The sequence below is a fragment of the Planctopirus sp. SH287 genome (assembly GCF_056500625.1).
Genome location: NZ_CM151403.1, coordinates 1,306,409 through 1,332,268 on the forward strand (window position 1 = coordinate 1,306,409; position 25,860 = coordinate 1,332,268).

At 53.1% G+C, this 25,860-nt stretch carries 22 protein-coding genes, 1 pseudogene and 1 riboswitch; of the genes and pseudogenes, 10 read left to right on the top strand and 13 right to left on the bottom strand.

The window, feature by feature from the left end:
- Window positions 1–36: 36 nt before the first annotated feature.
- The 4 genes from dtd to hisD all read right to left on the bottom strand — a co-directional run bounded on the left by dtd (window position 37) and on the right by hisD (window position 4,314).
- On the bottom strand, window positions 37–486 hold the full coding sequence (dtd, locus tag SH287x_RS04745; protein WP_479517288.1) for a D-aminoacyl-tRNA deacylase: 450 nt from the start codon (window positions 484–486) through the stop codon (window positions 37–39).
- Window positions 486–1,652, bottom strand: coding sequence for an NAD(P)/FAD-dependent oxidoreductase (locus SH287x_RS04750; protein ID WP_479517289.1), 1,167 nt, complete (start codon window positions 1,650–1,652; stop codon window positions 486–488). The genes dtd and SH287x_RS04750 overlap by 1 nt, the downstream gene beginning before the upstream one ends.
- Window positions 1,649–2,788: a serine hydrolase domain-containing protein gene (locus SH287x_RS04755; protein WP_479517290.1), complete on the bottom strand. Its 1,140-nt coding sequence runs from the start codon at window positions 2,786–2,788 to the stop codon at window positions 1,649–1,651. Before SH287x_RS04755 ends, SH287x_RS04750 begins: the two co-directional genes overlap by 4 nt.
- 146 nt (window positions 2,789–2,934) lie before the next feature.
- Complete coding sequence (gene hisD / locus SH287x_RS04760) at window positions 2,935–4,314, bottom strand: histidinol dehydrogenase (protein ID WP_479517291.1); 1,380 nt, start codon at window positions 4,312–4,314, stop codon at window positions 2,935–2,937.
- A gap of 231 nt (window positions 4,315–4,545) precedes the next feature.
- Here hisD and SH287x_RS04765 point away from each other — a divergent pair, with 231 nt between their 5' ends.
- From SH287x_RS04765 to SH287x_RS04795, 7 genes are all read left to right on the top strand, one after another.
- Entirely contained in the window at window positions 4,546–5,607 is a 1,062-nt protein-coding gene (locus SH287x_RS04765; RefSeq protein WP_479517292.1) for a threonine aldolase family protein, read from the top strand.
- 592 nt (window positions 5,608–6,199) lie between these two features.
- Window positions 6,200–8,332, top strand: a complete 2,133-nt coding sequence (gene fusA, locus SH287x_RS04770) for an elongation factor G (RefSeq protein ID WP_479517293.1) — start codon at window positions 6,200–6,202, stop codon at window positions 8,330–8,332.
- Window positions 8,333–8,723: 391 nt separating this feature from the next.
- Window positions 8,724–11,546: a PSD1 and planctomycete cytochrome C domain-containing protein gene (locus SH287x_RS04775; protein ID WP_479517294.1), complete on the top strand. Its 2,823-nt coding sequence runs from the start codon at window positions 8,724–8,726 to the stop codon at window positions 11,544–11,546.
- 93 nt (window positions 11,547–11,639) lie between these two features.
- A complete protein-coding gene (locus SH287x_RS04780; protein ID WP_479517296.1) occupies window positions 11,640–13,067 on the top strand; it encodes a DUF1501 domain-containing protein in 1,428 nt (475 codons plus the stop codon).
- 176 nt (window positions 13,068–13,243) lie between these two features.
- Window positions 13,244–14,236, top strand: a complete 993-nt coding sequence (locus tag SH287x_RS04785; protein ID WP_479517297.1) for an alpha/beta hydrolase family protein — start codon at window positions 13,244–13,246, stop codon at window positions 14,234–14,236.
- Between the two features lies 1 nt (window position 14,237).
- Complete coding sequence (locus tag SH287x_RS04790; protein ID WP_479517299.1) at window positions 14,238–14,447, top strand: hypothetical protein; 210 nt, start codon at window positions 14,238–14,240, stop codon at window positions 14,445–14,447.
- A gap of 39 nt (window positions 14,448–14,486) precedes the next feature.
- Window positions 14,487–15,569: a glycosyltransferase family 9 protein gene (locus tag SH287x_RS04795; protein WP_479517300.1), complete on the top strand. Its 1,083-nt coding sequence runs from the start codon at window positions 14,487–14,489 to the stop codon at window positions 15,567–15,569.
- A 40-nt stretch (window positions 15,570–15,609) separates the two neighbouring features.
- Here SH287x_RS04795 and SH287x_RS04800 read toward each other — a convergent pair whose 3' ends face one another.
- From SH287x_RS04800 to SH287x_RS04820, 5 genes are all read right to left on the bottom strand, one after another.
- Window positions 15,610–16,359, bottom strand: coding sequence for a hypothetical protein (locus SH287x_RS04800; protein WP_479517302.1), 750 nt, complete (start codon window positions 16,357–16,359; stop codon window positions 15,610–15,612).
- 340 nt (window positions 16,360–16,699) lie between these two features.
- The gene (locus SH287x_RS04805) at window positions 16,700–17,467 is read right to left on the bottom strand and encodes an SWIM zinc finger family protein (RefSeq protein ID WP_479517304.1); all 768 of its coding nucleotides are present in this window, start codon (window positions 17,465–17,467) and stop codon (window positions 16,700–16,702) included.
- A 73-nt stretch (window positions 17,468–17,540) separates the two neighbouring features.
- Window positions 17,541–17,723 carry a hypothetical protein gene (locus SH287x_RS04810; RefSeq protein WP_479517305.1) on the bottom strand — a complete coding sequence of 61 codons (183 nt, stop codon included), beginning with the start codon at window positions 17,721–17,723 and terminating at the stop codon, window positions 17,541–17,543.
- Between the two features lie 29 nt (window positions 17,724–17,752).
- Window positions 17,753–17,935 (bottom strand): hypothetical protein, encoded by a 183-nt coding sequence (locus tag SH287x_RS04815; protein ID WP_479517307.1) that lies wholly within the window; start codon window positions 17,933–17,935, stop codon window positions 17,753–17,755.
- Entirely contained in the window at window positions 17,928–20,432 is a 2,505-nt protein-coding gene (locus SH287x_RS04820; RefSeq protein ID WP_479517309.1) for a DEAD/DEAH box helicase, read from the bottom strand. Before SH287x_RS04820 ends, SH287x_RS04815 begins: the two co-directional genes overlap by 8 nt.
- A 278-nt stretch (window positions 20,433–20,710) precedes the next feature.
- On the opposite strand from SH287x_RS04820, the gene SH287x_RS04825 reads away from it, so the two are divergent.
- Window positions 20,711–20,866 carry a hypothetical protein gene (locus SH287x_RS04825; protein WP_479517311.1) on the top strand — a complete coding sequence of 52 codons (156 nt, stop codon included), beginning with the start codon at window positions 20,711–20,713 and terminating at the stop codon, window positions 20,864–20,866.
- Window positions 20,867–20,872: 6 nt separating this feature from the next.
- A riboswitch (Fluoride riboswitch) is annotated at window positions 20,873–20,940 on the top strand.
- 83 nt (window positions 20,941–21,023) lie between these two features.
- Entirely contained in the window at window positions 21,024–22,445 is a 1,422-nt protein-coding gene (locus tag SH287x_RS04830; RefSeq protein ID WP_479517313.1) for a voltage-gated chloride channel family protein, read from the top strand.
- 137 nt (window positions 22,446–22,582) lie between these two features.
- Here SH287x_RS04830 and SH287x_RS04835 read toward each other — a convergent pair.
- Window positions 22,583–22,684 (bottom strand): annotated as a pseudogene (locus SH287x_RS04835) (pirin family protein); the annotation flags it as partial.
- 25 nt (window positions 22,685–22,709) lie between these two features.
- On the bottom strand, window positions 22,710–23,399 hold the full coding sequence (locus tag SH287x_RS04840) for an isochorismatase family protein (protein ID WP_479517315.1): 690 nt from the start codon (window positions 23,397–23,399) through the stop codon (window positions 22,710–22,712).
- A 147-nt stretch (window positions 23,400–23,546) separates the two neighbouring features.
- On the opposite strand from SH287x_RS04840, the gene SH287x_RS04845 reads away from it, so the two are divergent.
- Window positions 23,547–23,942 (top strand): winged helix-turn-helix transcriptional regulator, encoded by a 396-nt coding sequence (locus tag SH287x_RS04845; RefSeq protein WP_479517316.1) that lies wholly within the window; start codon window positions 23,547–23,549, stop codon window positions 23,940–23,942.
- Window positions 23,943–24,327: 385 nt separating this feature from the next.
- Here the strand turns inward: SH287x_RS04845 and SH287x_RS04850 are convergent, their stop codons facing one another.
- Window positions 24,328–25,077: an SDR family oxidoreductase gene (locus tag SH287x_RS04850; RefSeq protein ID WP_479517317.1), complete on the bottom strand. Its 750-nt coding sequence runs from the start codon at window positions 25,075–25,077 to the stop codon at window positions 24,328–24,330.
- A 54-nt stretch (window positions 25,078–25,131) separates the two neighbouring features.
- The gene (locus tag SH287x_RS04855; RefSeq protein ID WP_479517318.1) at window positions 25,132–25,596 is read right to left on the bottom strand and encodes a carboxymuconolactone decarboxylase family protein; all 465 of its coding nucleotides are present in this window, start codon (window positions 25,594–25,596) and stop codon (window positions 25,132–25,134) included.
- Window positions 25,597–25,860: the final 264 nt, after the last annotated feature.

Genomic DNA, 25,860 nt, shown 5'->3' on the forward strand with positions numbered 1-25,860 from the left:
GATTTCGATGCAGATTGAGGACAGAGACGACGTCCTTCAGAATTGCTTCTTACTATCGAGCAATAGTGTCACCGGGCCATCGTTGATCAGGCTCACCTGCATTTCGGTGCGGAACCGGCCGGTCTCCACAGCCAAGCCATGAACACGAAGCTCCGTCACCACCTGATCATAGAGAGGCTCGGCCATCTCCGGGCGGGCCGCTTGAGTGAAGCTGGGACGCCGCCCCTGCCGAACGTCTCCCCATAACGTAAATTGAGAAACGGCCAGGATGCTGCCGCCCACATCCTGACATGACAAATTCATCTTGCCGTCGGAATCTTCAAAGATCCGCAGGGTGGCCAACTTCTCCGACATCCAGCGAGCGTCATGAAGATCATCGTCGATGCCAACGCCAATCAGCACAACCAATCCCTTTTGAATGGCTCCCACCACTTCCCCAGCGACAGTCACATGAGCCTGAGTCACTCTTTGAACGACCGCACGCATCAACGCCCTTTCAGAGTGGTCGTGCCACTTGGCGACTTGAGAAACAATTCGATCGGAAGTTCTGGCAACGTGACCGAGAGAGTCTCACCAAGAATCATCTGTCGAGCGAGTAAAGCCGTCGCGGGGGACATCTGAAGCCCATGTCGAAAGTGACCTGCCATCAAGAGGACTCGGGAAGGTTGCACTGGCTCACCGGCGTTTTTCAACCAGCCCATCCACGGCACTGTCGAGCCATTCCAGGGACGCAGGCCTGCCCATGACTTCTCCAGTTCGGCTTTTCCCAAACTGGGAACCAGATCAATAGCAAACTGTCTGAGTTCGCCAATCGTCTGGTCGTCCGTCGAATGGTCGAAGCCAATATCATCTTCAGTTGAACCAATTAAAACGTACCCGTCCCCACGAGGAACCAGATACTTCTTTCCTCTCTCGATAATCGATATCAAAGACGGCGTGGCCTCTTTCAGTAGTGCGATTTGCCCGCGGATGGGCCGGATATCAAGATGTTTTGACATCTCCTCCACATCAAGAAACCGCTGTGACCAGGCTCCAGAGGCCAGGATCACCCGATCTGAATGAATGACCGATCCTGAGTGTGCGATCATCCTGACGCTATTCGATTCGACAGACAGCGACAGGATCTGCGTCTGATTCAGAATTCGTCCGCCTCGCTGCAAAAACGCGATCTGTAATGCTCGCAAGTACCAGGGATTTCTAACCTGACCGAATTCGGGGATTAGAAAAGCCACATTCTCTTCGTGAGGAAAACAGCCAAATTGGCGCTGAGCGGCCTCATGGGAGATGGTCTCCACCACAACTCCTTCGCTCCGGTATTCAGCATCCAGAAACTGGTTGAGTTCCTCGAAACGTGCGATCCCCAGCGCTCCCTGACGCTGATAACCGATTTCGATCTTTGATTCTTCAACCAGTTCCTGCGCCCACAATTTCCAGCGAGAATGAGCCAAGGCTCTTAAGCGTGCTTCGGGGCTGGAATGTTGAAGCTGGTGGCCGGGCGGAAGCATTCCCGCCCCAGCCCAGGACGCTTCCGATCCTGGATTTGACTGATCGATCAGCAGGATATCGAGTCCGGCTTTCCTGAGTTCATACGCAATCGCAAGGCCGACAACTCCCGCGCCGACAATCGCAACATCACAATCGATCGATGTCATGCGAGGCTCCCTGCCAGAATCCAGGGTTCAATGTTTAAGTCGGCATAAATCGCTTCCTGGATCGCACGGTTGCGTCGCTGATGCCATCCTTCCCCTGCCATACCGTTCGTGGCCCAGGTGACGACCAAACCTTGCTCGGGATCACAAAAACCGATTGAGGATTGCGACCCGCCATGGCCAAACGCACGAGGCGAAACCCCGCGTCCATAGCTATAGGGAACTGTTTCTATCCCGTATTGATTTGAGTTAAGAATAACCCCCAGCCCAAAATCGACGACATGCTGAAGAGTTAAATCAAACTGTCCCACACGATGCCTGGCTGTCAGTGCTGCCACGGTCGGTGGTTGTAGATACTGTGTTCCATTATTCGCTTTGCCATCACGTAGCAGCATTTCATAAACCGCTGCCAGATCACAAGCGCGAGCGCGAGTATTGCTCCCCGGAGAAATTCGCGTCGCCCTTGGCTCGCGATGCCAGTCCATCTCTAGTAATTGGCCTTTAACTCGTGCATACATCGGGGCCAACCGATCTTGACGACTGGCGTACGAATCCTCAGTCAATCCAATCGTCAATTGATTAAGCCCGAGTGGAATACAAAGTTCACTATCAAACAGCTCACCAAAGGTGCATTTCGCGACTCGTGCAAGAGCCTCACCGAGAATAAACCAACTGCTGATCGTGTGATATCCCGCTGTCGTGCCCACAATCCAATTAGGTTCAATGGGTGAATAGCAAATCGTTTGGATAATCTGATCCCAGGACTTAATGTCCCAGCTTAAATCGAGAATCCGAAAGCCACCGGTATGAGTCAATACATGCCTGAATGTGATGTGTTCTTTCCCTTGACACCCAAATTCTGGTATCAAATCGGCAATCCGCTGGTCGAGACTTAATAGCCCTCGCTCCCATAGACGTGCAAAAATCACGGCTGTCAGTGGCTTGCCCGAGGAGAGCCATAGCATGAGATGCTCATTAGTCAGCGGTACTCCAGGTTCAGCTTCTCCGAAACTCGCTTCCAGCACAGGCTGACAATTTTGTGAGATATAGATTTGTAGTCCATGGTGCAGCCCGGTGGCCACGCCTTCCTCAAAGATTTTCTCTAAATGTCGCCATTGAACCGAAATCTGATCTGGCACTCTTTACCTCCATGTAGGATAGACTCTTGTCGGCCAATCAGGCGATCTATAGAGTGTATATTATAAAACGGAATTTTGGTTAATAAATATTTCAGTTTGCTGAAGATGCTATTTATCATTATGCAAGGGGTCGCGGCCCTGCTCTGTTAATCATCAAGTCGAATGTCGACGCTCTGGCTATGTGCTGTCAGACCTTCTACCGCTGCGATCCGCCGGACATCTTCAGCCGCGTCATCCAGTGCCGCCCGGTTAAATTGGATGACTGATGATCGTTTCAGAAAGTCGTTAGAGCAAAGCCCATTGGCAAACCGGGCTGTCCCCCCGGTGGGAAGGACATGCGATGGCCCGGCGAAGTAATCGCCCAAGGCGACTGGTGTGAAATGTCCGGCGAAAATGGCCCCTGCGTTCTGGATTGTCCCCAGGAGATCCTCGGGAGAATCCGTCGAAAGGTGCAAATGTTCGGGAGCCAGTTCGTCAGCGAGCAGGCAGGCCGCCTGGGGAGAATCCACCAGCACGATCGCACCGAATTCTCGCAGGCTTGTGGCGGCTAGCTCGCTCCGTGGTAGGTCAGCGAGCTGTTTTGCCACCTCTCGCTGAACAGCCTCAATCAATGGCGCGTGCCAGGTGATCAGGATACTTGAGCCAGGGCTATGCTCTGCCTGTGAAAGCAGATCGCTGGCAACATAGCGAGGGTCGGCTGAGTCGTCGGCAATGACCACCACTTCACTGGGGCCAGCGATACTATCGATATCAACTTCGCCGTAAACCATTTGCTTGGCCAGAGCGACGAACATATTTCCCGGGCCAACGATCTTGTCGACACGACGGATTCCCTCCACGCCATAAGCGAGAGCCGCCACAGCCTGTGCTCCGCCCACTCGATAAACTTCGTGAATCCCCAGCTCGGCACAGGTCGCGAGGACCTCTGTGTTATATCCACCAAAAGACGTGGGTGGTGTGACAACGACAAGTTCACGGACACCTGCTGCCTGCGCAGGAACGGCGGTCATTAATATTGTTGACGGGTAAGCCGCCGCTCCGCCCGGCACACAGATCCCCACGCGTTTCAACGGAAGGTATCGCTGTGTGAGTGCCACGCGCGACATTCCATCCTGTCGGACAAGGCGAACGTCTTCGTGGAGGATCTTCTGCTGAAATTCCAGGATATTGGTTCGGATCCGGCGGATCGTCTCCAGAAAACCTGGGTCCACTGATTGATGGGCCGCATCCAGTTCGGCCTGTGTTACTTTTAAAGCTTCGTCTGTGAGATCTGGTCGATCCAGAAGTTGAGCGTATTTCAGCAATGCGGATCGGCCGTGAACGCGAATTTCGGATAAAATCCGTGTGACTACCTCGCGGGGTGTCAGTGGTTCACCAAACAGTTCTCGCGTTCTCGCCCTGCCCGCCTCTGAAACAATGTCACCCCTTGGGCTGAGGCGTTCGCGAAGTTTCGATAGTGCCTCGCGGGCTTCAGGAGTCTGGTAATCGTAAACCGGAAGATGCGACACATGGGCGACCGGGGTCATAGATCGATCATTCATCAAGGGAGGCGATTGAGTTGATCACATGCAGTCAATCAGGCACAGGACTGGTGAACAGTGTCTACCTTGGTCAGCAAATCACCCTGTTCTTCCTTCGTGTCCTTTACGTTCGTTCGGTATCGTAGGTCAACTGAGTGCTGAATTCCACGAGGCCGGACAAGTTCAGTCGCCGCCCGCGACCTCGCAATCCGTTATCTAGTGAGAGAAGATCTCTTTATGAAGTCCCCAGTAATCGATTTTCGCAGTGATACGGTTACCAAGCCCACCCCTGCCATGCGGCGTGCCATCTTTGAAGCGGAAGTGGGCGACGACATGCTGGGTGAAGACCCGACTGTGAATCATCTCGAAGCACGTGTGGCGGAGCTTTTCAATAAAGAAGCCGCCCTCTTCGTCGTTTCTGGAACTCAGTCAAATCAAATCGCACTGCGAGCTCACTGCACGAGCGGCGATGAAATCCTGCTGGATGAAACGGCTCACATTTATCATTACGAGCAAGGCGGCCCAGCAGCACTCCACGGTGTCACCTGTCGGGTCATGAGAGGCAAAGGGGGCATTTTTTCTGTAGCAGATCTCCAGGGTCACGTTCGCGGTCAGGATCAGCATGAGGCCATCACTCGACTGGTCTGTGTTGAAAACACCACGAACCGTGGCGGTGGTCTTGCCTGGCCGCTGGCGACTTTTCGTGAGGTCGCGGACTGGGCTCATTCACATCAATTGGGTGTGCATGTTGACGGCGCTCGCATTTTCAATGCCTGTCATGTCGAAGGCTACTCCCCTGCCGAGTTCTGCGAGCATGCAGACACTATTTCGATTTGTTTCTCGAAAGGGTTGGGTTGTCCTATGGGATCAATGCTGATTGGATCCAGGCGGCACATCGCCAAGGCTCGCCGGGCACGCAAGCTGTTCGGCGGCGCCACTCGCCAAGTGGGGATGATGGCCGCAGCCGCCATTTATGCACTCGATCATCACATTGAACGACTGGCTGATGACCACGCTTTGGCAAAGATGCTGGCAACCCAGATTGCCGGTTTGCCAAACCTTTCAGTCGATCATACCTCTGTTCAATCCAATATTTTTATGATCGATATTGCACCTGAATGGGGAACGGCTGAAGAGTTCGCGAACCAGTTAGCAAACCTGGGCGTATTGGTTTATGACGTTGGCCCGCAACGCCTGCGAGTTTGCACACATCTCGATGTCTCAGAACAAGTTGCGGCGAACGCCATCTCTGTGTTTTCACAGGTGGCGAGTAAGACTCCCGCCCCTGCTCTGGTATAAACAGTCAGAAGATTTGTCGCTTTTGAGAGACTTTGTCGCTGTGCTGATTCGGGAATTTTTGAACAAGTTCCGGCTGATGCCGCCGAGTAGGCTTCACGAAATCACTGATTCCCGATATCCTTACGCCTGAGTGACTTAGTCGCTGATCGCTGTTGTTCTGTGGATTGAGGTGCTCTTCAGGCCTTGCAGTGCGTGGCGGATCGGTGTGTGTTTCGTTTCTTAACTTCTTTAGCCGTCAGGTTTTGGTGAACGCTATGGTGATCTGGGAAGTTCCTCCACCCATGTAGTTCCCGTGGTGCCCGGGTGCCCGGTTTCTGAGGAAACTGGCTCCAGTCCCGAGCACCACGACAGTGGCCTGATTGGCCCCTGCCAACCTTTGATGGCGTCGCTCTCTTCGATGAAGCCCGACGCTGATGCCAGCAGGCATCGAAGCCGAACCTCAGACGGCAACTCCCCCCGCTGCTTTAACTTGACCGACTTTCTGTCGATCACCTCGTGGAATGTTCACCCACTCTCTCGCTTAAGCACCTGAGTGGATGAAAACAACTGCGGAGAGATCGTTTCCTGTTTCCTTTCACGGATTTTTGAAGCTATGGATCTTACCCGTTACCGCAATATTGGTGTTTCGGCCCACATCGACTCCGGCAAGACAACGCTCTCCGAGCGCATCCTGTTCTACTCCGGCCGTATTCATGCTATTCACGAAGTGAAGGGTAAGGACGGCGTCGGCGCAACCATGGACAGCATGGATCTCGAACGCGAAAAGGGCATCACGATCGCTTCCGCTGCCACCCAGGTGAAGTGGAAGGATTACACTGTCAATCTCATCGACACTCCTGGCCACGTGGACTTCACCGTGGAAGTGGAGCGAAGTCTGCGCGTGCTGGACGGCGCGATTCTGGTGCTGTGCTCCGTCGGTGGTGTGCAGAGCCAGTCACTGACCGTTGACCGTCAGATGAAGCGATACAAGGTGCCTCGTATCGCGTTCATTAACAAGATGGATCGTACCGGTGCCAACCCCGAGAAGGTCATCGGGATGGTGCGTGATAAGCTGATGGTCAACCCCTGCCCTCTCCAGATTCCTATGGGGCGTGAAGCTGCGTTTGAAGGCGTGATCGATCTCATCGAAATGCGTGCCGCATTTTTCGATGGAGAAGATGGTGAAATCGTGCGTTACGAAGCCATTCCTGCTCAGTACGCCGAAAAGGCTGCAGAAGCCCGTCAGGAAATGCTCGATACACTCTCGATGTTCAACGATGATGTTGCCATGGCGATTCTCGAAGAGCAACCACTGACGGCCGAGCAACTCCGTCCAATCATTCGTGAATGCACCCTGACTCATAAGATCGTCCCTGTCATGATGGGAACGGCTTATAAGAACAAGGGTGTGCAGGAATTGCTGGACGCGGTGACCTATTTCCTGCCTAGTCCGCTCGACCGAGAAATCTCGGCCATGGACAATGACATGAAGCTACCTGCGGACTCCAGCAACCTGCAGGCAGGCTGGAACCGCGTGCCGCTGGCCTCCGATTCGACCAAGCCGCTTGTTTGTATGGCCTTCAAGACCGTCGTCGAGCAGTTTGGTCAGCTGACCTACACACGCCTCTATCAGGGCAAGATTGTTAAGGGTGACAGCTACATTAACACTCGTACCGGCAAGCGAATTCGCTTTGGCCGACTGGTGCGAATGCATGCTGACAGCCGAGAAGATATCGAAACTGCTGAAGCTGGCGACATTGTGGCTCTGGTGGGTGTCGATTGTGCTTCGGGAGATACGTTCTGTTCTGAAGGGACGAACTACTCGCTGGAAAGCATTTTCGTGCCTGATGCCGTGATTCGTCTCTCCATCGAGCCAGTGAAGCGTGATGGGGCAGACAAGCTCGGCAAAGCGCTTGAACGATTCCGTCGTGAAGATCCGACATTCCGCGTGCTGACCGACGAAGAAACTGGTCAGACGCTGATTGCCGGTATGGGACAGCTTCACCTCGATATTTACGTTGAACGTATTAAGCGTGAATACGGCGTCGAATGTATCGTCGGTCAGCCTCGCGTGGCTTACCGGGAAACACCGACGAAGAAGGTTGAATTCAACTGGAAGCACAAAAAGCAGACCGGTGGTTCGGGTCAGTTTGCTCACATCGTGGGCTACCTCGAACCGCTGCCTGAAGACAGCGTGCTGCCTTACGAATTCGTCAACGATGTTTCGGGTGGTCGTATTCCTAAGGAATACATCGCTCCAACGGATAAAGGTTTCCAGCGCGGGATCGTCAAAGGCCCTCTCTGCGAATGCGAAGTGGTTAACGTCCGCATGGTTCTTCAGGACGGTAGCTACCACGACGTCGATTCGTCGGAAATGGCCTTTGATATTTGCGGTTTCGACTGTATGCGTGACTCACTGAAGAAGGCCGACATTGGTCTGCTTGAGCCGATCATGAAGTTGGAAGTGGAAGTTCCTGAGGAGTTCCAGGGGTCTGTAACGGGACAGCTTTCCAGCAAGCGTGGTGTGATCAGTTCCTCTGATACGAATCTGGGAATCGCAACGATCAGTGCGGAAGTGCCACTGTCAATGATGTTCGACTACGCCAACGAACTCCGTTCGATGACGCAGGGTAAGGGCACGTTTACGATGGAATTCAGCCGCTATTCGATGCTGCCACGTAACCTGGTGGACGACGTCGTTGAAAAACGCAAGAAGGAAAAGGCCGAACGTCTCGCCAAGACGTAATCGACTGACAATTTCGCGATGACCTTGAAATCGGTAAGGCCCGTCAGGAATCACTTCCCTGGCGGGCCTTGCCTTTTCTTGCATTCCGTTGAGACGTTTGTGCCATCAAAACGCCATTCTTGATCGATTATCAGCTTTGAGTGGATTTTTGTGGACTTCCGAGCCAGCCTGTCCTGAAAATCGGAGGATTCATGGGTTTTAATTCTTTCCCATAGGATTTCTTAGCATCGGAATTAGCAGAAGTCATTGATTTAGGCTTGATGGGGCAGTGGGCACACGCCACAATTAATTGGTGGTGATTGATGCGTTGTAACCGATGATCCTTCTATTGGTTGCAGACATCTTTTGCTCCCGCCCCCACAGCCAACCTCCGCTTCTCCGGTGATGAACTATGCTCCCGCGGTCGCATACTTTTGTTCGATCACTTACGACATTCACTCTGCTGATGCTCGTGCAGACAGTGATCGCTGACGATGCAGCAAACCCTGCCAGCGAAGCCTTCTTTGAAGCCAAAATCCGCCCTCTGCTTGTTGAGCATTGTGTCGAATGTCATGGCTCAAAAAAGCAGGAATCCAATATCCGTCTTGATTCCGCCATTGGTGCCTTTGCCAAAATTGATTCCGGTCATTTGATCGTCGCCGGCAAAAGCGGGGAAAGTCGTCTTAAAGTGGTTTTAGAGTACCGCGATGACGACACTCAGATGCCTCCCAAAGGAAAGCTGAGTGCAGCGGCGATTGCAGACTTCAGCGCCTGGATTGATGCCGGCGCTGTCTGGCCGAAGAAAAATGATGCCCCATCCGAATCAGGCGACAATTTGCGCGACCCTCAGGTCGCCCGGCAGAAGCACTGGGCATTCCAGCCGCTGAGTCAGACTCCCCCGCCCCGGGTAAAAAATCGTGGGAAAGTTCGCAACCCCATCGATCAGTTTCTCCTTCAGAAAATGGAAGAGGTCGGTCTGGATCTGGCTCCCGCAGCCGATCGCGTGAAATGGCTTCGCCGAATTACGTTCGATCTGCATGGTTTGCCACCCACCTATGAAGAAGTCCAGACGTTTCTGAGTGACCGCAATCCCAATGCAGAAGACAAAGTGATTGACAGACTCCTCAGTTCACCACGTTACGGTGAACGTTGGGGACGTCATTGGCTGGATGTCGCCCGCTATGCCGATACGAAGGGCTATGTATTTACAGACGAACATCGTTATCCCTATGCCTACACATATCGTGACTGGGTGATTAACGCCTTCAATGCCGACATGCCTTATGACCAGTTCATTCGCTATCAGCTAGCGGCGGATCAACTCGATGCCGGCCCGGAAAAAACACATTTAGCAGCTTTAGGTTTCCTGACGACTGGTCGCCGTTATCTCAATAACACACACGACATTATTGATGATCGCATTGATGTCACCATGCGGGGTTTCCTGGGGATGACCGTCCAGTGTGCTCGCTGCCACGATCACAAATTTGACCCCGTTTCCATTGATGAGTATTACGGTTTTTATAGCATCTTCCAGAATTCTTATGAGCCGGAAGAACTCCCGGAAATTGGTAAGCCCAGTGACACTCAGGCCTACAAAGAGTTCCTGGCCGAGCTGGAAAAGCGCGAGAAGGTCGTCGATGAAATTGAGCAGAAGGGCTTCGAGAAAGTACAGAATTCGATGCGAACCCGCGTCGGAGAGATTTTGCAACTGCTGGTGAAGCAGTCCTCCCCTGCCCGCGATGATGCCCTGATGAAAATCGAAGGGGAAGAACCACAGGGGAAAATGGTCACGCGCTGGCGCGATTGGCTGAACTCCCAACGAAGCCAGAATCAGTTGGTCTTCGGCGTCTGGTATGACACCTTTGGGCTTAAGCCAAACGAATTTACCGGCAAGCTGGATGATCTGATCAAGAAAGCTCAGGCCGAAGGAGAAGGTCGTAAGCTGATCCATTCTCTGTTGCTGCAAAAACTCAATGAAAAGAAACCCGCGAATCTCTATGAACTGGCCCGTCTTTATGGGGAACTCTTTCGCGAAATCGATGTCGCCTGGCAGGAACAAATCAAGCAATCGGCCGACGTGAAAAATTTCCTCGAAGAACCGCGCGAACAATTGCGGGTCGTGCTTTACGGTGAAAATTCTCCGACAAGCTGGAAAATTGAAGAAGCACGTCAAGCTTTTGACCGGGCCATGAACGATGAACTCCGTGCCAAGCGGCGTAAAGTGGAAGAGTTGAAAGTCACTTCTCCAGGTGCTCCGCCTCGGGCCATGGTTCTCCTGGATCGTGATAAAATCGGCGGACAAAAGGTCTTCCAGCGTGGGAATCCCGGCCGACCGGGAAATGAAGTTCAGCGTCAATTTCTGAAAGTCCTTAATCCCACGGGCGAACCGTTCAAAAAAGGGAGTGGACGTCTTGATCTTGCCCAGGCCATTACTGGCCCTGGCAAAGACCTGGCTGCCCGCGTGATGGTCAATCGCATTTGGCAGCAGCATTTCGGCAATGGACTGGTGCGAACGGCCAGTGATTTTGGAATTCGTGGGGAACCACCGACCCACCCAGAACTGCTGGATTATCTGGCTGGTGAGTTCATTAAGTCAGGGTGGTCAGTGAAGACCATCCATCGACAGATCTTAAAGTCTGCGGTTTATCGTCAGATCAGCACGCCCTCAAGTAAAGTCGCCTCCGTTGATCCGGAAAATCGACTGCTCAGCTATATGCCCCGCCAGCGTCTGGGGCTTGAAGCCATGCGCGATTCCATGCTTTTTGTTTCGGGAAACCTTGATAGCGCCCAAGGTGGTCGGCCCTTTGGTGGGTTAACGGATCCTAAAGAACATCGACGGACGGTTTATGCTCTGATCAACCGCAATGACCTGCCGGGAACTTTCCGGGCCTTTGACTTCGCGGATCCTGATGCCAGTGCCCCTTCCCGCCCGCAAACCACCGTTCCCCAACAAGCTCTCTTTTTCTTGAACTCGGATTTTGTGGCAGAACAAACCCGTGCACTGGCAGCATCGATCAAGGTGCCTGGTGACAACGGGGACAAAGCCGTCACAGAACTCTACAAGCGAGTCCTGAGCCGAATGCCGACACCGGAAGAAAAGAAACTGGCCATCGAGTTTGTGGTCAGTGGCAAAACCACAACCGGCGCCAAAGAGGAAAAAGACCAACTGACGCCCTGGCAGCAATTGGCCCAGGTCTTGCTCCTGACCAACGAATACATCTTCATCGATTGAAGCAAAAAAACAGCAATTATTCTCCGTTAAATCGATTTCAGTCCAAGCTCATCGAGCGGTGCACCCCTCGCAAATTGATAAGGCAACCAGCCCATGTTCATCTCCTCACGCCGTGAATTTCTGACGCGATCCGGGTGTGGTTTTGGCGCCCTCGCGTTGGCGGGTTTGACTACTGAGCAGGCTTTGGCTGAAATCTCATCCGGGCCGGACAAGTTTGCGTCACCGATGTCGCCACGAACGACGCATTTCCCGGCGAAAGCCAAGCACGTCATTCATATTTTTTGTAATGGCGGCCCTTCGCATGTGGATACATTCGATTACAAGCCTGAATTGCAGAAGTATTCAGGAAAGCAGCTTCCTTCCGAAAATCTCAAAACGGAACGTAAGACCGGAGCCGCTCTTGGGTCACCGTTCAAATTTGAGCAATACGGCCAGAGTGGCAAACACGTCAGCGAACTCTTTGCAAAGACGGCCAAGCATGTGGATGACATGGCCATCATTCATTCCATGCACGCAGATGTTCCCAATCATGAACCTTCATTGATGCTCATGAACTGTGGCGACGCCCGCCTTCCCCGCCCCAGTCTGGGAGCGTGGGTGACTTATGGTATGGGGAGTGAAAACCAGAACCTCCCGGGTTTTATCGCCATGTGTCCCAATGGGTTGCCCATCACAGGCACCCAGAACTGGCGATCGGCATTTTTGCCCGGCGTCTACCAGGGAACCCATATCGATACCCGGCACAAGGAAATCGAGAAGCTGATCGAGAACATTAAGAGCCACGTCGCCACACTCCCCGAGCAGCGGAAACAGCTGGATCTTCTTCAAAAGCTGAATCAGATCCACCAGTCGCGCCGTGCGGATGATGCCGCCATCGATGCGAGAATCCATTCGTTTGAACTGGCTTATCGCATGCAGATGGAAGCCACGGATGCGTTTGATATTCAGCAGGAACCGAAGCATATCCTTGAGGCTTATGGTGACTCCGTTCAAGCACGACAATTGCTGATTGCCCGCCGACTGGTCGAACGGGGTGTCCGTTTTATTCAGTTGTGGCATGGTGAAGGTCAGCCTTGGGACAACCACGACGATCTGGAAGCGGGGCATCGTCGTCTGGCCGGCCAGACAGACAGCGGAATTGCTCAGTTACTGACTGATCTCAAAGAACGAGGGCTGTTTGACGAAACGTTGGTCATCTGGGGTGGAGAGTTTGGAAGGACTCCTGTCGTGGAAATGCCCACCGCGGGATCAAATGCAGGAAAGATCAACGGCCGTGATCATAACCATTGGGGCTTCACAGTCTGGATGGCGGGGGGGGGCGTGAAAGGTGGACAGGTTTACGGAGCCACCGACCCTTTCGGCTTCCAGGCCATCGAGAAGAAAGTGCATGTCCACGACTTGCAGGCCACCATTCTGGCTTTGCTGGGCTTCGATCATGAAAAGCTGACTTACCGCTACGCCGGACGCGACTTCCGACTGACGGATGTGCACGGAACTGTGGTTAAAGACCTGATTGCGTAGCAAAAGTTCTGACGGAGTATTTTCGTCGACGTGGTGATTTTTTCACCACTGCCAGCTTTTCTACGGCACTGGATTGGTGCCTTTTGAGTTTATGATGCGAGAGCCTGATCTCGCGCTACTCAAAGCCAACGATCCCATTGACTCGCCTTCAAGGCGATCACAGGAGTGCCCTTCAGATGAAGTTACTGGCGATTCCAACATTGATCTGGGCGCTGTTTAATGGCTTGTCGCTGGCAGCCGAATACAACCCGCTTGACTCCTCTTCAAAAACGACCACTGAAGTATTCACACTGGTTGATGCTTCGCGCCAGCGGGAAATTCCGCTCCGGTTTTTCCTGCCCGAAAATTTAGAACCACAGCCTGTGGTTCTCTTTAGTCATGGTCTGGGGGGATCAAGAGACAACAACGGATATTTGGGGCGCCAACTGGCTGGCAGAGGTTATGTCTGCATTTTCCTGCAACATCCTGGGAGTGATGAATCGGTTTGGAAAGGGCAAAAGCCAGCGGCAATCATGCCTGCGATGCAAGCCGCCGCTAATTTTGAAAATCTGAAACTCCGCTGTGAAGATGTCAAAGCTGTGGTGGCTCAATTGTCTGTCTGGAACAAGACCAGCGCGCACCCGCTGTACCGCCGCATGAATATTGAACGAATTGGCATGTCTGGTCATTCTTTCGGAGCACAGACCACCCAGGGCGTGCTGGGACAAGGCAATACCCGGATCAGTCAACAGTTCAAAGTTCCCGAGATCGATGCGGGAATCGCCTATAGCCCTTCTGTCCCTTTGCGGGGTGATCCACAAGAGGTGTTTAAGTCGATTGATCGCCCGATGCTATTGATGACTGGTACGAATGATGATTCGCCAGTCGGCGGACAAACGCCAGCATCCCGACGGAAGGTCTACCCTGCCCTGCCCGCCTCCATCGACAGGTATGAACTTGTTCTTGAGGGAGCGGAGCATTCCGTTTTCAGCGAACGGGAGCCTCGTTTGCGAGCCATGCGCGGGAATGCTCGCAATCCCAATCATCATCCCGTCATTCTTTCTCTGACCACAGCGTTCTGGGATGCTTATTTGCGCGACGACGCCAACGCAAAATCCTGGTTGCAGGGCGATGGCCCGCGACAGGTCATGGAAAAAGCCGATCTGTGGCAGCTTCAGTTAAAGAACTGATTTGCCCAGCAAGGTGGTTGATTCCGCTTTTTTGCAGGAGAAGTCTCTTCTCGACAAGGAGGTCTTTCATCCTGCGGGCCATCTCGACTACTCTCTCGCTGATGTCAACGATGCCAATTTCGTCCATCGTCAAAGACAAGAATTGGGGTTGAACCAGTTGCTAAATCCGATAACGGAGAACGTGATTGCGTCATGCCCCACTCCAGAATAAAGCCACCATACGGCCAGGCAGCATGAGTGAGGATCTGTTGTGCGAGTTCTTCCAGTGGAATTTTGGGATCGCTCGCCACCTCGGCGTCTGCTGATCATCAAGCCAAGTGCGCTGGGGGATGTGGTTCAAAGCTTACCACTGGCAGCGATGGCAAAAACTCGCTGGCCTGACATGAAATTGGGATGGGTTATTGCCGATGGGCTGACCAGCTTATTGAAGCTTTCTCCTGCGATTGACGAACAATTTGTCTTTCAGCGCGGCGCAGGGCTAAGAGCATTTTATTCACTTTGCCGCGAAATCCGTGCGGCTCATTTTGATACTGTCATCGACCTTCAAGGGCTGTTTCGCTCGGGGGTACTCACCTACTTCAGCGGCGCTGAGACTCGAATTGGTTTGGAATCAGCGCGAGAAGCTTCCTCGCTCTCCTATCATTATCGCCTTCCAGAAACATCACTCTCTGTACCGGCTCATGACCGCTACTGGAGACTGGCCCAGACTTGGGGTATGGCCCGGCGACCTGCAGAAACGTCATTGGTCTCTAACGCTAACGATATCGCCGCCGCTGATCAGCTATTCCTTGATTTGCCTCGCCCGTGGATAGGCATCCAACCGGGAACACGATGGGTGACAAAAGCGTGGCCAACAGAACAATTTGCCGAAGTCGCTTTACGTCTGGCTGAAGAAAACGGCGGCAGTTTGATTTTTCTCGGTGCTCCCAACGAAACCATGCTGACTGCTGAATGCTATTCCCAGGTGCAGCGTTCTCTGGTGAGTTCGTCCCGGAGAAAGGCTGTTGAACTGCGGGATCAAGGCGGGAAATCGAACATCACTCAATTGGCAGCCATTCTTTCTCGCCTGGATTTACTGGTCTGTAATGATTCCGGGCCAATGCATCTGGCGGCAGAATTGGGCACACCGGTGGCGGGGGTGTTTACCTGCACAGATCCCATCCGTTCCGGGCCACCCGGTGAGCAGCATCGTCTTGTTTCTACCACCCTGCCCTGCCGTGCTGGCTACCATAAAACCTGCCCGCTCAAAGGCGAACAACACCTCGCCTGCTTTCGTGAGGTGACGGCTGATCGCGTCTTTCGAGCGGCGATGGAAATTCTTGAGAAGTCCTGAGACGCGCGTCCCACAATCAGCTTCTCTCTCCAATCTATCGTTAAGAAAAGCTATCGAGTGTTGGCTCGCCAGATTGCCAAAGAATTTTGATTTCTGATGAAATATTGGCAGGAACATCTTCGGCAACATTAACTGGCATTTGCATTTTTATTTTGGCAGGCTTTGTGAGAATAACCGAACCCGTTGCTATTCCGGCAATAGTCATGGCAGTCGCAAGTGAATTTGAAAAATTGGAGTTTGAGCGAAGAAATATTCCATCGTGAAAACGAATCCGACGCCCCTTGCCATCGGCATACTTGACGGAAGCACCCACCTCGAATAATTGCCGTTTACCTTGCTTTTTTTTGGGAATTGGGATCGGAGTTCGGGTATATCCAAACCCGCCAGAGGGGCAATCAATATCAAAGAAAATCGTATCGCCCTTTGTACGTGTCATAAAGAATCCGCGAGATGGGCGCAGAGCGATTTGTCCAGAAAAGGGCTTGTCGTATTGCGATTGGAAGTAGGCTTCCATGAAGGCAATACCGTCGTGAGCAGTTACAAGAAACGAGAAACAAAACCCGTCTCGATTGAAATAATGGGAAGAGACATGACGCAGGTAATCTGGTTCAAGATCTACACGAAGCTGCAGCCTTAAAATCAAGCCAAGAGCCAAGACGCAAACGGTAAGTCCACCAAAACGAATGGCCCAGACCGTTGGGTCAGGCCGATCTGTAATCCAGGCGAAAAACGTAGCAATGCCGCTGATGATCAATAGAAATGCACAGATCGCCTTCGTGGATTCACCCATTTAATATACCCAATACATATCGATTTTGTTACATGAATTGAGGTCGTAAGCTACGCAATAAAGGCTATTATTAAACCGCAATTTCGACCCCAGTATCCCAATAATAAATCTCTCTCTGGGAATCGTCGGTAGATAATTGCGTATACGCAGAATGGTAAGGTGCTAATGAAATTTGATAGGACTAAAACAGAGTTACGGACAACTGAGTTTTGGTGGTTGGTGGAGACCAGGCAATCGACACTGTGGCTGACAGTGTGACGTATTGCTTGAGAGTTTTTTCCCTAGAAATCAGCAATTAAAAAACTAATTTCTGGTCTGTTTTCTCGTTAGCGAATGATTTTCAACTGGAGGGCTTTGTCGCCTTCGTTTTGGTGGCGGTTTGAGTTTTCTTTGCCGCAGTGGGTTTCTTCTTCTTAACCGCAGACTTTTTCACAGCAGTCTTCTTAACCGCTGGCTTGACTGAAGTCGTTCTCTGTACCACCTGCTTCTTTGCAGGAGACTTTTTTGCGGGCGATTTCTTTGCCGACGACTTCTTTGCAGGCGGGCGAGAGCGCTGTGCAGCGGACTTCTTTGCCGGCTTCCTTTCAACCGGCGGCTTCGCCTGAACCGGTGGCTTCGTCTCTACTGGAGCGGAATCTGCGATTTCAATGTCGAAGATGGCCCCCAGATCCTTTGCATCGATCGTCGGTGCTGTTCGTTTTGCATTCTTGGGCGGGGCAACAGGAATCGCTTGTTCAATCAATTCCGTATGATCCACACTGCGGAGAAGAAAAAACAATTCTGGCGATGAATCCAACCGGTGGCGGATCCCGTACATCACTGCCGCTAGATGTTTGCACATCCCGGCGCTATCAGGGCAACTGCATTTTATCCGGATTTCATTGGGGCCAGGGAACAGGCCTTTCTGGCGAGTACTCACCAGTTCCATGACCTCCTTCGATAGCTTCCCCTGAAGTAATTCGATGAGTGAGCCGATCTTGCCCGCACATTCTTTTTTCAAGGCCAGCCAGGTTGACTTCGAGAGTTCTCCAATGTGGATTTGAATTTGATACAGATCCGATCCGCCGACGAAAGCCGTTACCTGTCCCGGAGCGATTGCCAGATGCACGATGGAGCCGTTGCGAGCATATGTCCGGCCACGGGGCAGGCGACTGGAGTAATCGCTGTAACCTTCCAGATTTTCACACCAGGCTTTCCCCCCAAAAAGTCGTCGTGATCGTACGGCCTGAAATTTTGATGGGTGAGGGTTGCTCCCCTTTTTTCAGCTTCTTAGGGAGTTGCTTTGCAGCATTTTCACGACGCTGGGCTACTGGGACATATGGTGCAAAACCATAGTAACCATAATCACCGTAATCACGTCCCATTTTCGCTTCCCTGCAATTTGAAGTTCAGCCTACTTGTCAGCGACTTGCTTTAAGTCCAGCCTGATGAACTTCAACAAGCTATCATCGTCCATTTCCGTGAGCAATACGTCCGCGCTCCCATCACCTATTGCCTCGCCAGCAATCGACTTCTTTTGTGTGATCATCTCATCGATTCGTTCCTCGATGGTTCCTCGGCAGATGAACTTATGCACGAGGACATTCTTGCGCTGCCCGATCCGTTGCCTGATTTTCGATGGCCGGGTTCCACCAGCGATCGAAATGGATCACATGTGACGCGGCCGTCAGGTTCAATCCGGTTCCGCCGGCTTTGAGCGACAAGATAAAAAACGGAGGGCCATCTTCACGCTGAAACGCCTCAACCAGCTCTTTTCGTTTTTTGACACTGGTTCCTCCATGAAGCACCAGTCCAGGTCGTTCAAACCGAGTGCCCAAAAACGCCGCCAGAGGTTCAGTGATTTCTCGAAACTGTGTGAAAACCAGCACCTTTTCCTGACGAGATGCAATCTCATCAACAAGTTCTGCCAGACGACGGAACTTACCGCTGCGATCAGGGTCATACTCACCACTTCCTATGGCCTGGACAGGGTGATTGCAGATTTGCTTGAGACGCATGAGTTGCGCCAGGACAATTCCTCGTCGGGCGATTCCCTCCGCGCTCTTGAGTTGTGAAGTCAGATCGTCGACAGCTTTCTGATAGAGCGCTGCCTGATGTTTGCTCAGCGCACAATACGCGTTCACTTCAGTCTTATCCGGGAGATCGGCGATGACGCGCTTGTCGGTCTTGAGTCTTCTCAGAAGATAAGGCCGCTCGAGGTTCCTCAGCGGCTCAAACGATGGGTTGGGAGCTTCCCGCAGGCTTTTCACGAACGCACCAAACTGTTTGGCCGTCCCTAACAGGCCCGGATTGAGAAAATCAAACAGAGACCAAAGGTCAGACAGACGATTTTCGACGGGAGTTCCTGTTAGTGCAATGCGGGCACTGGCAGACAACTCCTTCACGGCTTTCGTCTGTCGGGTGCCGGAATTCTTGATGGCTTGCGCTTCATCGAGAATGACCAACTGCCATGCGTGCCGCCGGATCCATTCAGTGCGGGTGAGTACGCCATAGGTTGTCACGACCAGATCGAACGAATCCGCATTATCCTGCTGGATCTGTTCTCCATTCTGGCTGGACTGGCTGGATTCCGAAGGATGAACCACTCCGACCGAGAGCGAAGGGGCAAACTTCGACAATTCCGATTTCCAGTTGGCGATCAACGAGGCAGGCACGACCAGCAGATTTGCGGCTCGCTGCTTCTCTCGTTTCAATACCAAAAGCAATGAAATGACCTGAATGGTTTTCCCTAAACCCATGTCGTCGGCCAGGCAGGCTCCCAGTCCCAGCGATGTGAGGAAACGAAGCCAGCGGTAACCCGTTTGTTGATAAGCCCGCAGGTCTGCTTTCAATCCCGGTGGAACCTTTTCCTGCAAGGTTTCAGGGGATCGTAGACGACTCAGCATGGCATCTAGCTTCGGCCCCGCTTCGAGAGATGTCCATTCGCGAACGGTCTCTCCCGTCTCCTGCCCTTCCGGTTTCAGCAGGTTGGCCCCGGATAACAGTCTCATCCCCTCAAAGAATGAGATCCCGTTCTGGAAGACCTCCCGTTCGACCTGTTTCCAATGACTCAGAGCTTGCTGGAGCTTTTCCGGATCAACTTCGACCCATTTCCCTTTGAGTGGAATCAGACCGCCACTGCTGTTGAGCAATTCATTGATCTCTTCAGGCGAGAGCGATTCGCCATCCAGACTCACGCTCGTCGAGAAATTCAGCATCGCGTCAATGCCGATTGTCGCCGTCTGTTTTGAATCCACTTTCACACTGACTGCAGGCCTGGGTGGCTTGCGGGCATTCCACCAGTCGGGCACACGCACAATCAGGCCGGCCGCTTCAAACACCGGGATGTCTTTGAGGAATTCATACGCCTCGCGCGGAGACCATGCAAGAGGATGGTAGATATCATCAGAATCAATGAGCTGGCTGATCAGTTTTGAAGACTCGGCGGCTTTCGAGATCGGAAGCAGCAGGTTCAGCATCGCTGCCCGATTCTGGTCTCCGGCATACTGTCGCAAAGCATTCCCTAAGGGTTCATGCTTAATTTTGCCTTGAGGCGTCAGTCCGTTGGCAAAAGTTGCCATAAAAGCGAACGGAAATTCGGGATCGCGTTTGTTCTCCGCCAGGTGCAATGTCACGCGGCCTACGAATCGCCATTGTGGGTTGTGTTCGCGAAGATAACTTTGCGCACCACCGGGGTGCCGTTTGATTTCAGCGCGGACAAGTTCATCAAGATCACGCCACCATTGATCGAGCACATCCAGAGTCAGGTATTCCAGCCCCGTCATGGGTGGAGCCTGCATGAGGGATCGTTGCAGATCGGACGCGGGGGGCAGAATGTCAGGGACGTCGTGACTTCCCTCAATGAGGACGGCGCGGCAGAGACTGGCAAGATACAGTCGGGCCATAGACCGGGCAAACTCAAATGATGCCGGCATTATCGCCGCACTCTCGCGGGTGGCGGACACCAGCATTCCCTGTGCAGGACTTTCAAGATATGCGTCGATCAATCCCCTGGGCACCGGCTGATCGGCTGCAACCGCAGGAACATCTCGAATCAGCAGATGCCCTTGAGGTGTGATCGTCAGGTCATGCATCGTCAATTCCCCCAAACCACTTCGCTCATGGGATTCCTCCGTAGGCGACCTTTCCCGATGCGTTGTTCACGGCATCTTGAAGTCTCCGTTCTTGCTCGCTTTGTAACCCGCTTGATGCCTTATTGTCGATGGATCCGATGCGACTTAACGACCATTGTGTGGATGCCTCGTCTGATCGCAGATGCCCCGTCTGATCACGTTTGAAGTCATCGAGCAGGCAACGCGTGCGGAGACGCCCTTCTCTGAGATGACTGAAAAATCGCAGCAGAAGGATCGTCATGAGTCCTCTGAGAAATCGAAATCGCTCCAGCTCTTCGATGATATTTCTGACCACGGCTTCCGCTTCGCTGATCGCTGGTGTTAACGGCTTTTTTGCTGGATCACTGGGATACCAAACGCTGGTTCCCGTTGTCACTTTTCTTACCGACCGTTAAAGTCGAAGGGAAGATGGTGATGGGGTTCGCCGACAACCGCTGGCCTGGTGCTGGCTGATAACTCCTACGATTCACGCCGTGAGGTCGTGGGAGCCTTCTACTGGGCCGTCGCCCGCTTTGGGAGTTCCTGCACACTTTGTGACCAGGAGATTCCAAAATGCCGTTTCAATGGGACTATCGCGAGCACCTGCACTTAGCCGCTTTTGTACTGAAGTGGCTGGTGATCGGTTTGCCGCTGGGAATTGTCGTCGGCTCATCGGTTGCATTCTTTCTGTGGTCGCTCGACCAGGTGACACATCTCCAATGGGAGTACCCCTGGTTGCTTTATCTGCTGCCGGTGGCAGGCATCGCCTCAGGCCTCATGTACCACTTTTGGGGTGGGGCTTCAGAAGCCGGCAATAACCTGATCATGGAGCAGATTCATGAACCAGGCGGCGGCGTTCCCATCAGAATGGCTCCTCTGGTTTTAATTGGCACTTTAACCACTCATCTTTGCGGCGGGTCAGCGGGACGGGAAGGAACCGCCGTGCAGATGGGCGGTAGCCTCGCGGGAACCCTGGGGCACTGGCTTCGACTAAATAAAGAAGACACCCGCATCTTACTGATGTCGGGCATTGCGGCTGGATTTGGTGCCGTGTTTGGAACGCCGTTGACAGGTGCTGTCTTCGCTCTGGAAGTTCTGGCGATTGGCACCTTGAGCTACCAGGCGCTAATCCCCTGTTTGATCGCGAGCATTGTCGGTGATCAGGTCAATTCCGCATGGGGAATCGGCCACACGCACTATCACATCGTCGTGACAGATCGTATTTCAAGTGTTGCAAACGGGACGACGCTGAATTGGCTACTGACTGGGAAGGTCGCGATTGCCGCGGTGTTTTTTGGCTTGGCCAGTGTGCTGTTCGCAGAACTGACACACTTCATGAACTCAGCCTTTAAACGCACCATCGCCCTTCCCTGGCTTCGTCCGGCTGTGGGGGGATGTTTGGTCATTCTCTTAGTGTGGTTGCTTGGCGAACGGGATTACCTGGGCCTGGGGGTCGCCGCTAATCCGAATGACCCAACAGCGGTAACGATCCAATCCAGCTTTCATCTCGGTGGCGCGGGATGGTTCAGCTGGTGGTGGAAACTGCTCTTCACGGCTGTGACGATCAGCAGTGGTTTCAAAGGCGGGGAGGTTACGCCGCTCTTCTTCATTGGTGCGGCGCTGGGAAATGTTCTGGGACAGTTGCTCGGAGCGCCTGTCGATTTAATGGCCGCCCTTGGTTTTGTCGCCGTGTTCGCGGGCGCTACGAATACCCCCCTTGCATGTACCATCATGGCCATCGAACTGTTTGCGCCAGGGAATGGCTCGCTCTTGAGTTCAGGATTCGTCGTGTATGCCGCTGTGGCCTGCTTTTTATCATACTTTCTGAGTGGGCATTCGAGTATCTATCACGCCCAGCGGATTGGCGTTCCGAAGACGAAATATTCTCGCGCCTATCGCAATTCCATGGAATCAACTTCAGCAGCAACCGTGATTATGCCAACTGAAGAAGTCCGTCCTGTCTCAGAACCTCACTCCACCAGCGAATCTCTTTAGAGATTCGGAAGGTGCGCGATGAATGAAACCGGCCCACATGACGGTTACGAAACCTGCTTGTAGACAGTGTCTGGTAAACACTGTCTACAAGCCAACTCGACCGAGGGATTAATATGCTTCGCAGGCAGATTGACTCACCGTTGAACCATCTCCAGCGTCCCGCCATCGCGGGAAAAACGCTCGCTGTGAAACTCCTCTTGAACTACTCCAGAGGGTGCCGTCATCCATTGCACGTCGCCCCTCTTTGGAAGGGTGGGCGGCGAGCTATTTCTTCGCTTGGCCTGCATTGAATCGATCCAATTCGGTTTCATGCCCGATTTTTTGCACGCTCTGCGCTTTGTCGTAGCTTTCCATCAAGGCTCGATACGGCGGCACGACGTGCTCGACCATGATCGCAGCGAAGTCCATCGCATCGGGTCGGTTCCACGTTTGCATGATCTCGCCGAGCAAGGCGAACATATCGATGGGAATGGCTCCGGCCTGCGTCACACGAGCAACGGTGAGATCAGTGGCCATCTTGGACCAGTTGCCTGAAGCATCGACGATGCAGAACACCTTGTACCCGGCCACGAGAGCGCTCAAGGCGGGAAAAGCCATGCAGACACTCGTGAGGGTTCCGGCGATGAGCAGTGTCTTACGGCCGGTTTTTTCGATCGCCTCCACCCACTTGGGATTATCCCAAGCGTTGATCTGACCTGTCCGAGGGATATAGATCGCGTCGGGGTTGAACTGATGAATTTCGGGAATCAGCGGGCCATTCGGTCCGTCGGGAACCGATGCGGTGGTGAAGGTCGGAATCTTGGCGAGATACGACAATTTGGCAAGTGCCGTCGCGTGCGATCGCAGCACTGGCAGGTCAATGTCCCTGACCAGTTGGAAGAGTCCGCTCTGGTGGTCAATTAGCAACATGACAGCATCGCTGGGGTCGATCATCCATTTGTTCTTATCTGTCATCGTTTTCTCCAGAGCCTGGGTGTGTGTTTTGGTGACCTTGGAAATCAAGATCTCCGCTGGTGCATTGACATTAAATTCGCTCTTGGCAATAAATCAAGTATGGTCTTTTTTGTAATATAGTATCCTTTGTGATATTAAAGGAATCGCATGGCCAAGCGACCCCAGAGAAAAAACGACAAGAAAACCGTCGGTTGCCCTGTCGAAACCACCATCGGCGCGATCGGTGGACGCTGGAAGGTGCTGGTCATTCACCATTTGTTGGCAGGGACTCAACGCTTTGGCGAGTTGACGCGGCTTTTGGGCGGCGTCTCCGCCAGAACACTGACGCGCCAGCTTCGCGAGTTGGAGGAATATGGCGTCATCGACCGCGAAGTCCACCAACAGATCCCACCCAAGGTGGAATACTCGCTGACAACTCTTGGGCGAGAGCTTGAGCCAGTGCTCACCGCGATGCACGCATGGGGAGAAAAGCTGGAACGTATCCGCGAAAAACCTGTTCGCCAGCGACAATCAAAAGCCAGATCAGATTCAACGAACGGGTAATTCCCGTCCCTCAATGTTTGGGGTCTCACCTGTCATTCCAATGCCTCGTCCGGCCTTCGATCCCCACCAGCGATCTCCCGTGATGGCTGAATCGATCCGCAAGCAACCGGACTCGCTATGACAGCTCGCAATGTCAATTTTTCCACTGTGTGTGCAAACGCTCCGGCAACACTCTGCAAACAATGGTGTCCGGAATCTTTCCTGAACAAGACTTTGCGAAATTGGCGTCTACATTCAAAATGAGCCAGATCAAGTCGGGGTGGCAGGCCGGCAACAGAACCCTGGGTCAGGGATGATCGTGGGCGGACTATCTCTTCACGACAGCACTTCAGGACTTGTCAGCCAATAAAACGCCGATGAAATATGTTCGCAGATTCCTCGAAGCTCAGACTATGGAGCGGCTTAGCCAGTCGGCGAAGCGCGTCGGGCCGATCATGGATTGGCCGATCGGCCTGAGGCTCTGATCATTTACGGCGATACCGAAGTAGCGCGCCTGTGGGTCGGTGACGACGGTTCGTTCATCCTTGTTCGCCACCAGGAATTTACGGACGAGGTCGTCCATCGGGATCGACTCTGGCCCCGCAACGTCGATGGTATCATTCAATGGCAGGCCGATGGCCGCTTCGACGGCGGCAGCAGCGACATCATCGGACACGATGGGGCGCATCAGAACGGGCGGCAGGCGAACTGTTTGTCCGATTGTGGCCGATTGGGCGATGGCGTTCACGAACTCAAAGAATTGCGTCGCACGCACGATCGTGTAGGGAATCCCCGAGTTTTTAATCAGATTCTCCTGCAACAATTTTGCGCGGAAATAACCGCTTTCCAGTAGTCGATCCGTACCGACAACGGAGAGCGCCACATGGTGGCGCACTCCCGCAATCGCTTCGGCAGACAGGAGATTCCGCCCCGACGTCTCGAAGAACTTGAGAACCGCCTGATCTTCAAAGGAAGGCGAATTCGCCACGTCAACAACAACCTCGGCGCCCGTGAGCGCAGCAGCCAGTCCCTCACCAGTAAGTGTGTTGACGCCTGTTGAAGGAGAAGCCGCAGTCACCCGATCGCCACGCTTGCGGAGAATACTGACAACCTTCGCCCCAATTAATCCGCTGCCGCCAATAACAACGATATTCATCACATGCTCCGCTAAATAGGCCGCCGACTCTGTGGCGCCGATCTGAGGTTAAGATCAATGTGCGATCCGTGGGGGCTGATAGTCTCCTGGAACAGTTCGCAACCCGATATTGACGCGATTCCAGGTATTGATCGTCGCCACTACCCAGACAAGGTCGCTGATCTCCTGTGGATGGAAGACCTCGCGAACTTTCTCATGTACTGCTTCTGCAATGACACGATCTGCCACGCGCGTCAGTTCTTCCGCCAGAAGCAGCCCGGCTCGCTCGCGTTCGGTGTAGTAAGGGCTTTCCCGCCAAGCTGACAGGCCGTAGAGCCGCTGTTCGGTCTCGCCGGCTGCCCGGGCATCTTTCCAATGCATGTCGAGGCAGAACGCGCAGGCGTTAATCTGCGATACGCGAAGCTTGATGAGTTCCCGCAGCGGCTTTTCGATGCGACTCTTCGATAGAGCTTTCTCTACGCCCAACTGGGCCTTGTAGGCTTCCGAACTTGTCTTGTCGAAAATGACTTGATCTTCCATTGGAATTCCCCTGTTTGCTGATGACTATGAATCCGGTACTTACAGACTAATCTTCAATCACTTGCGGTCGATCGATGGATGATTCAATAACAAGGACGACTTAATCGCGTCCTTTGTGACAAAGTGGAAATTGTAACCAGTAGAACAGGAGCATTTCTGATACTTTTGTGAGAATTACAGGAGCAGTGGCACTGGAGTGGGATGCAGAGAGTCACGACCACTGAGACAGCGGAGCGCTGTCCAATGAGGTCTCAGGTTTGTCAT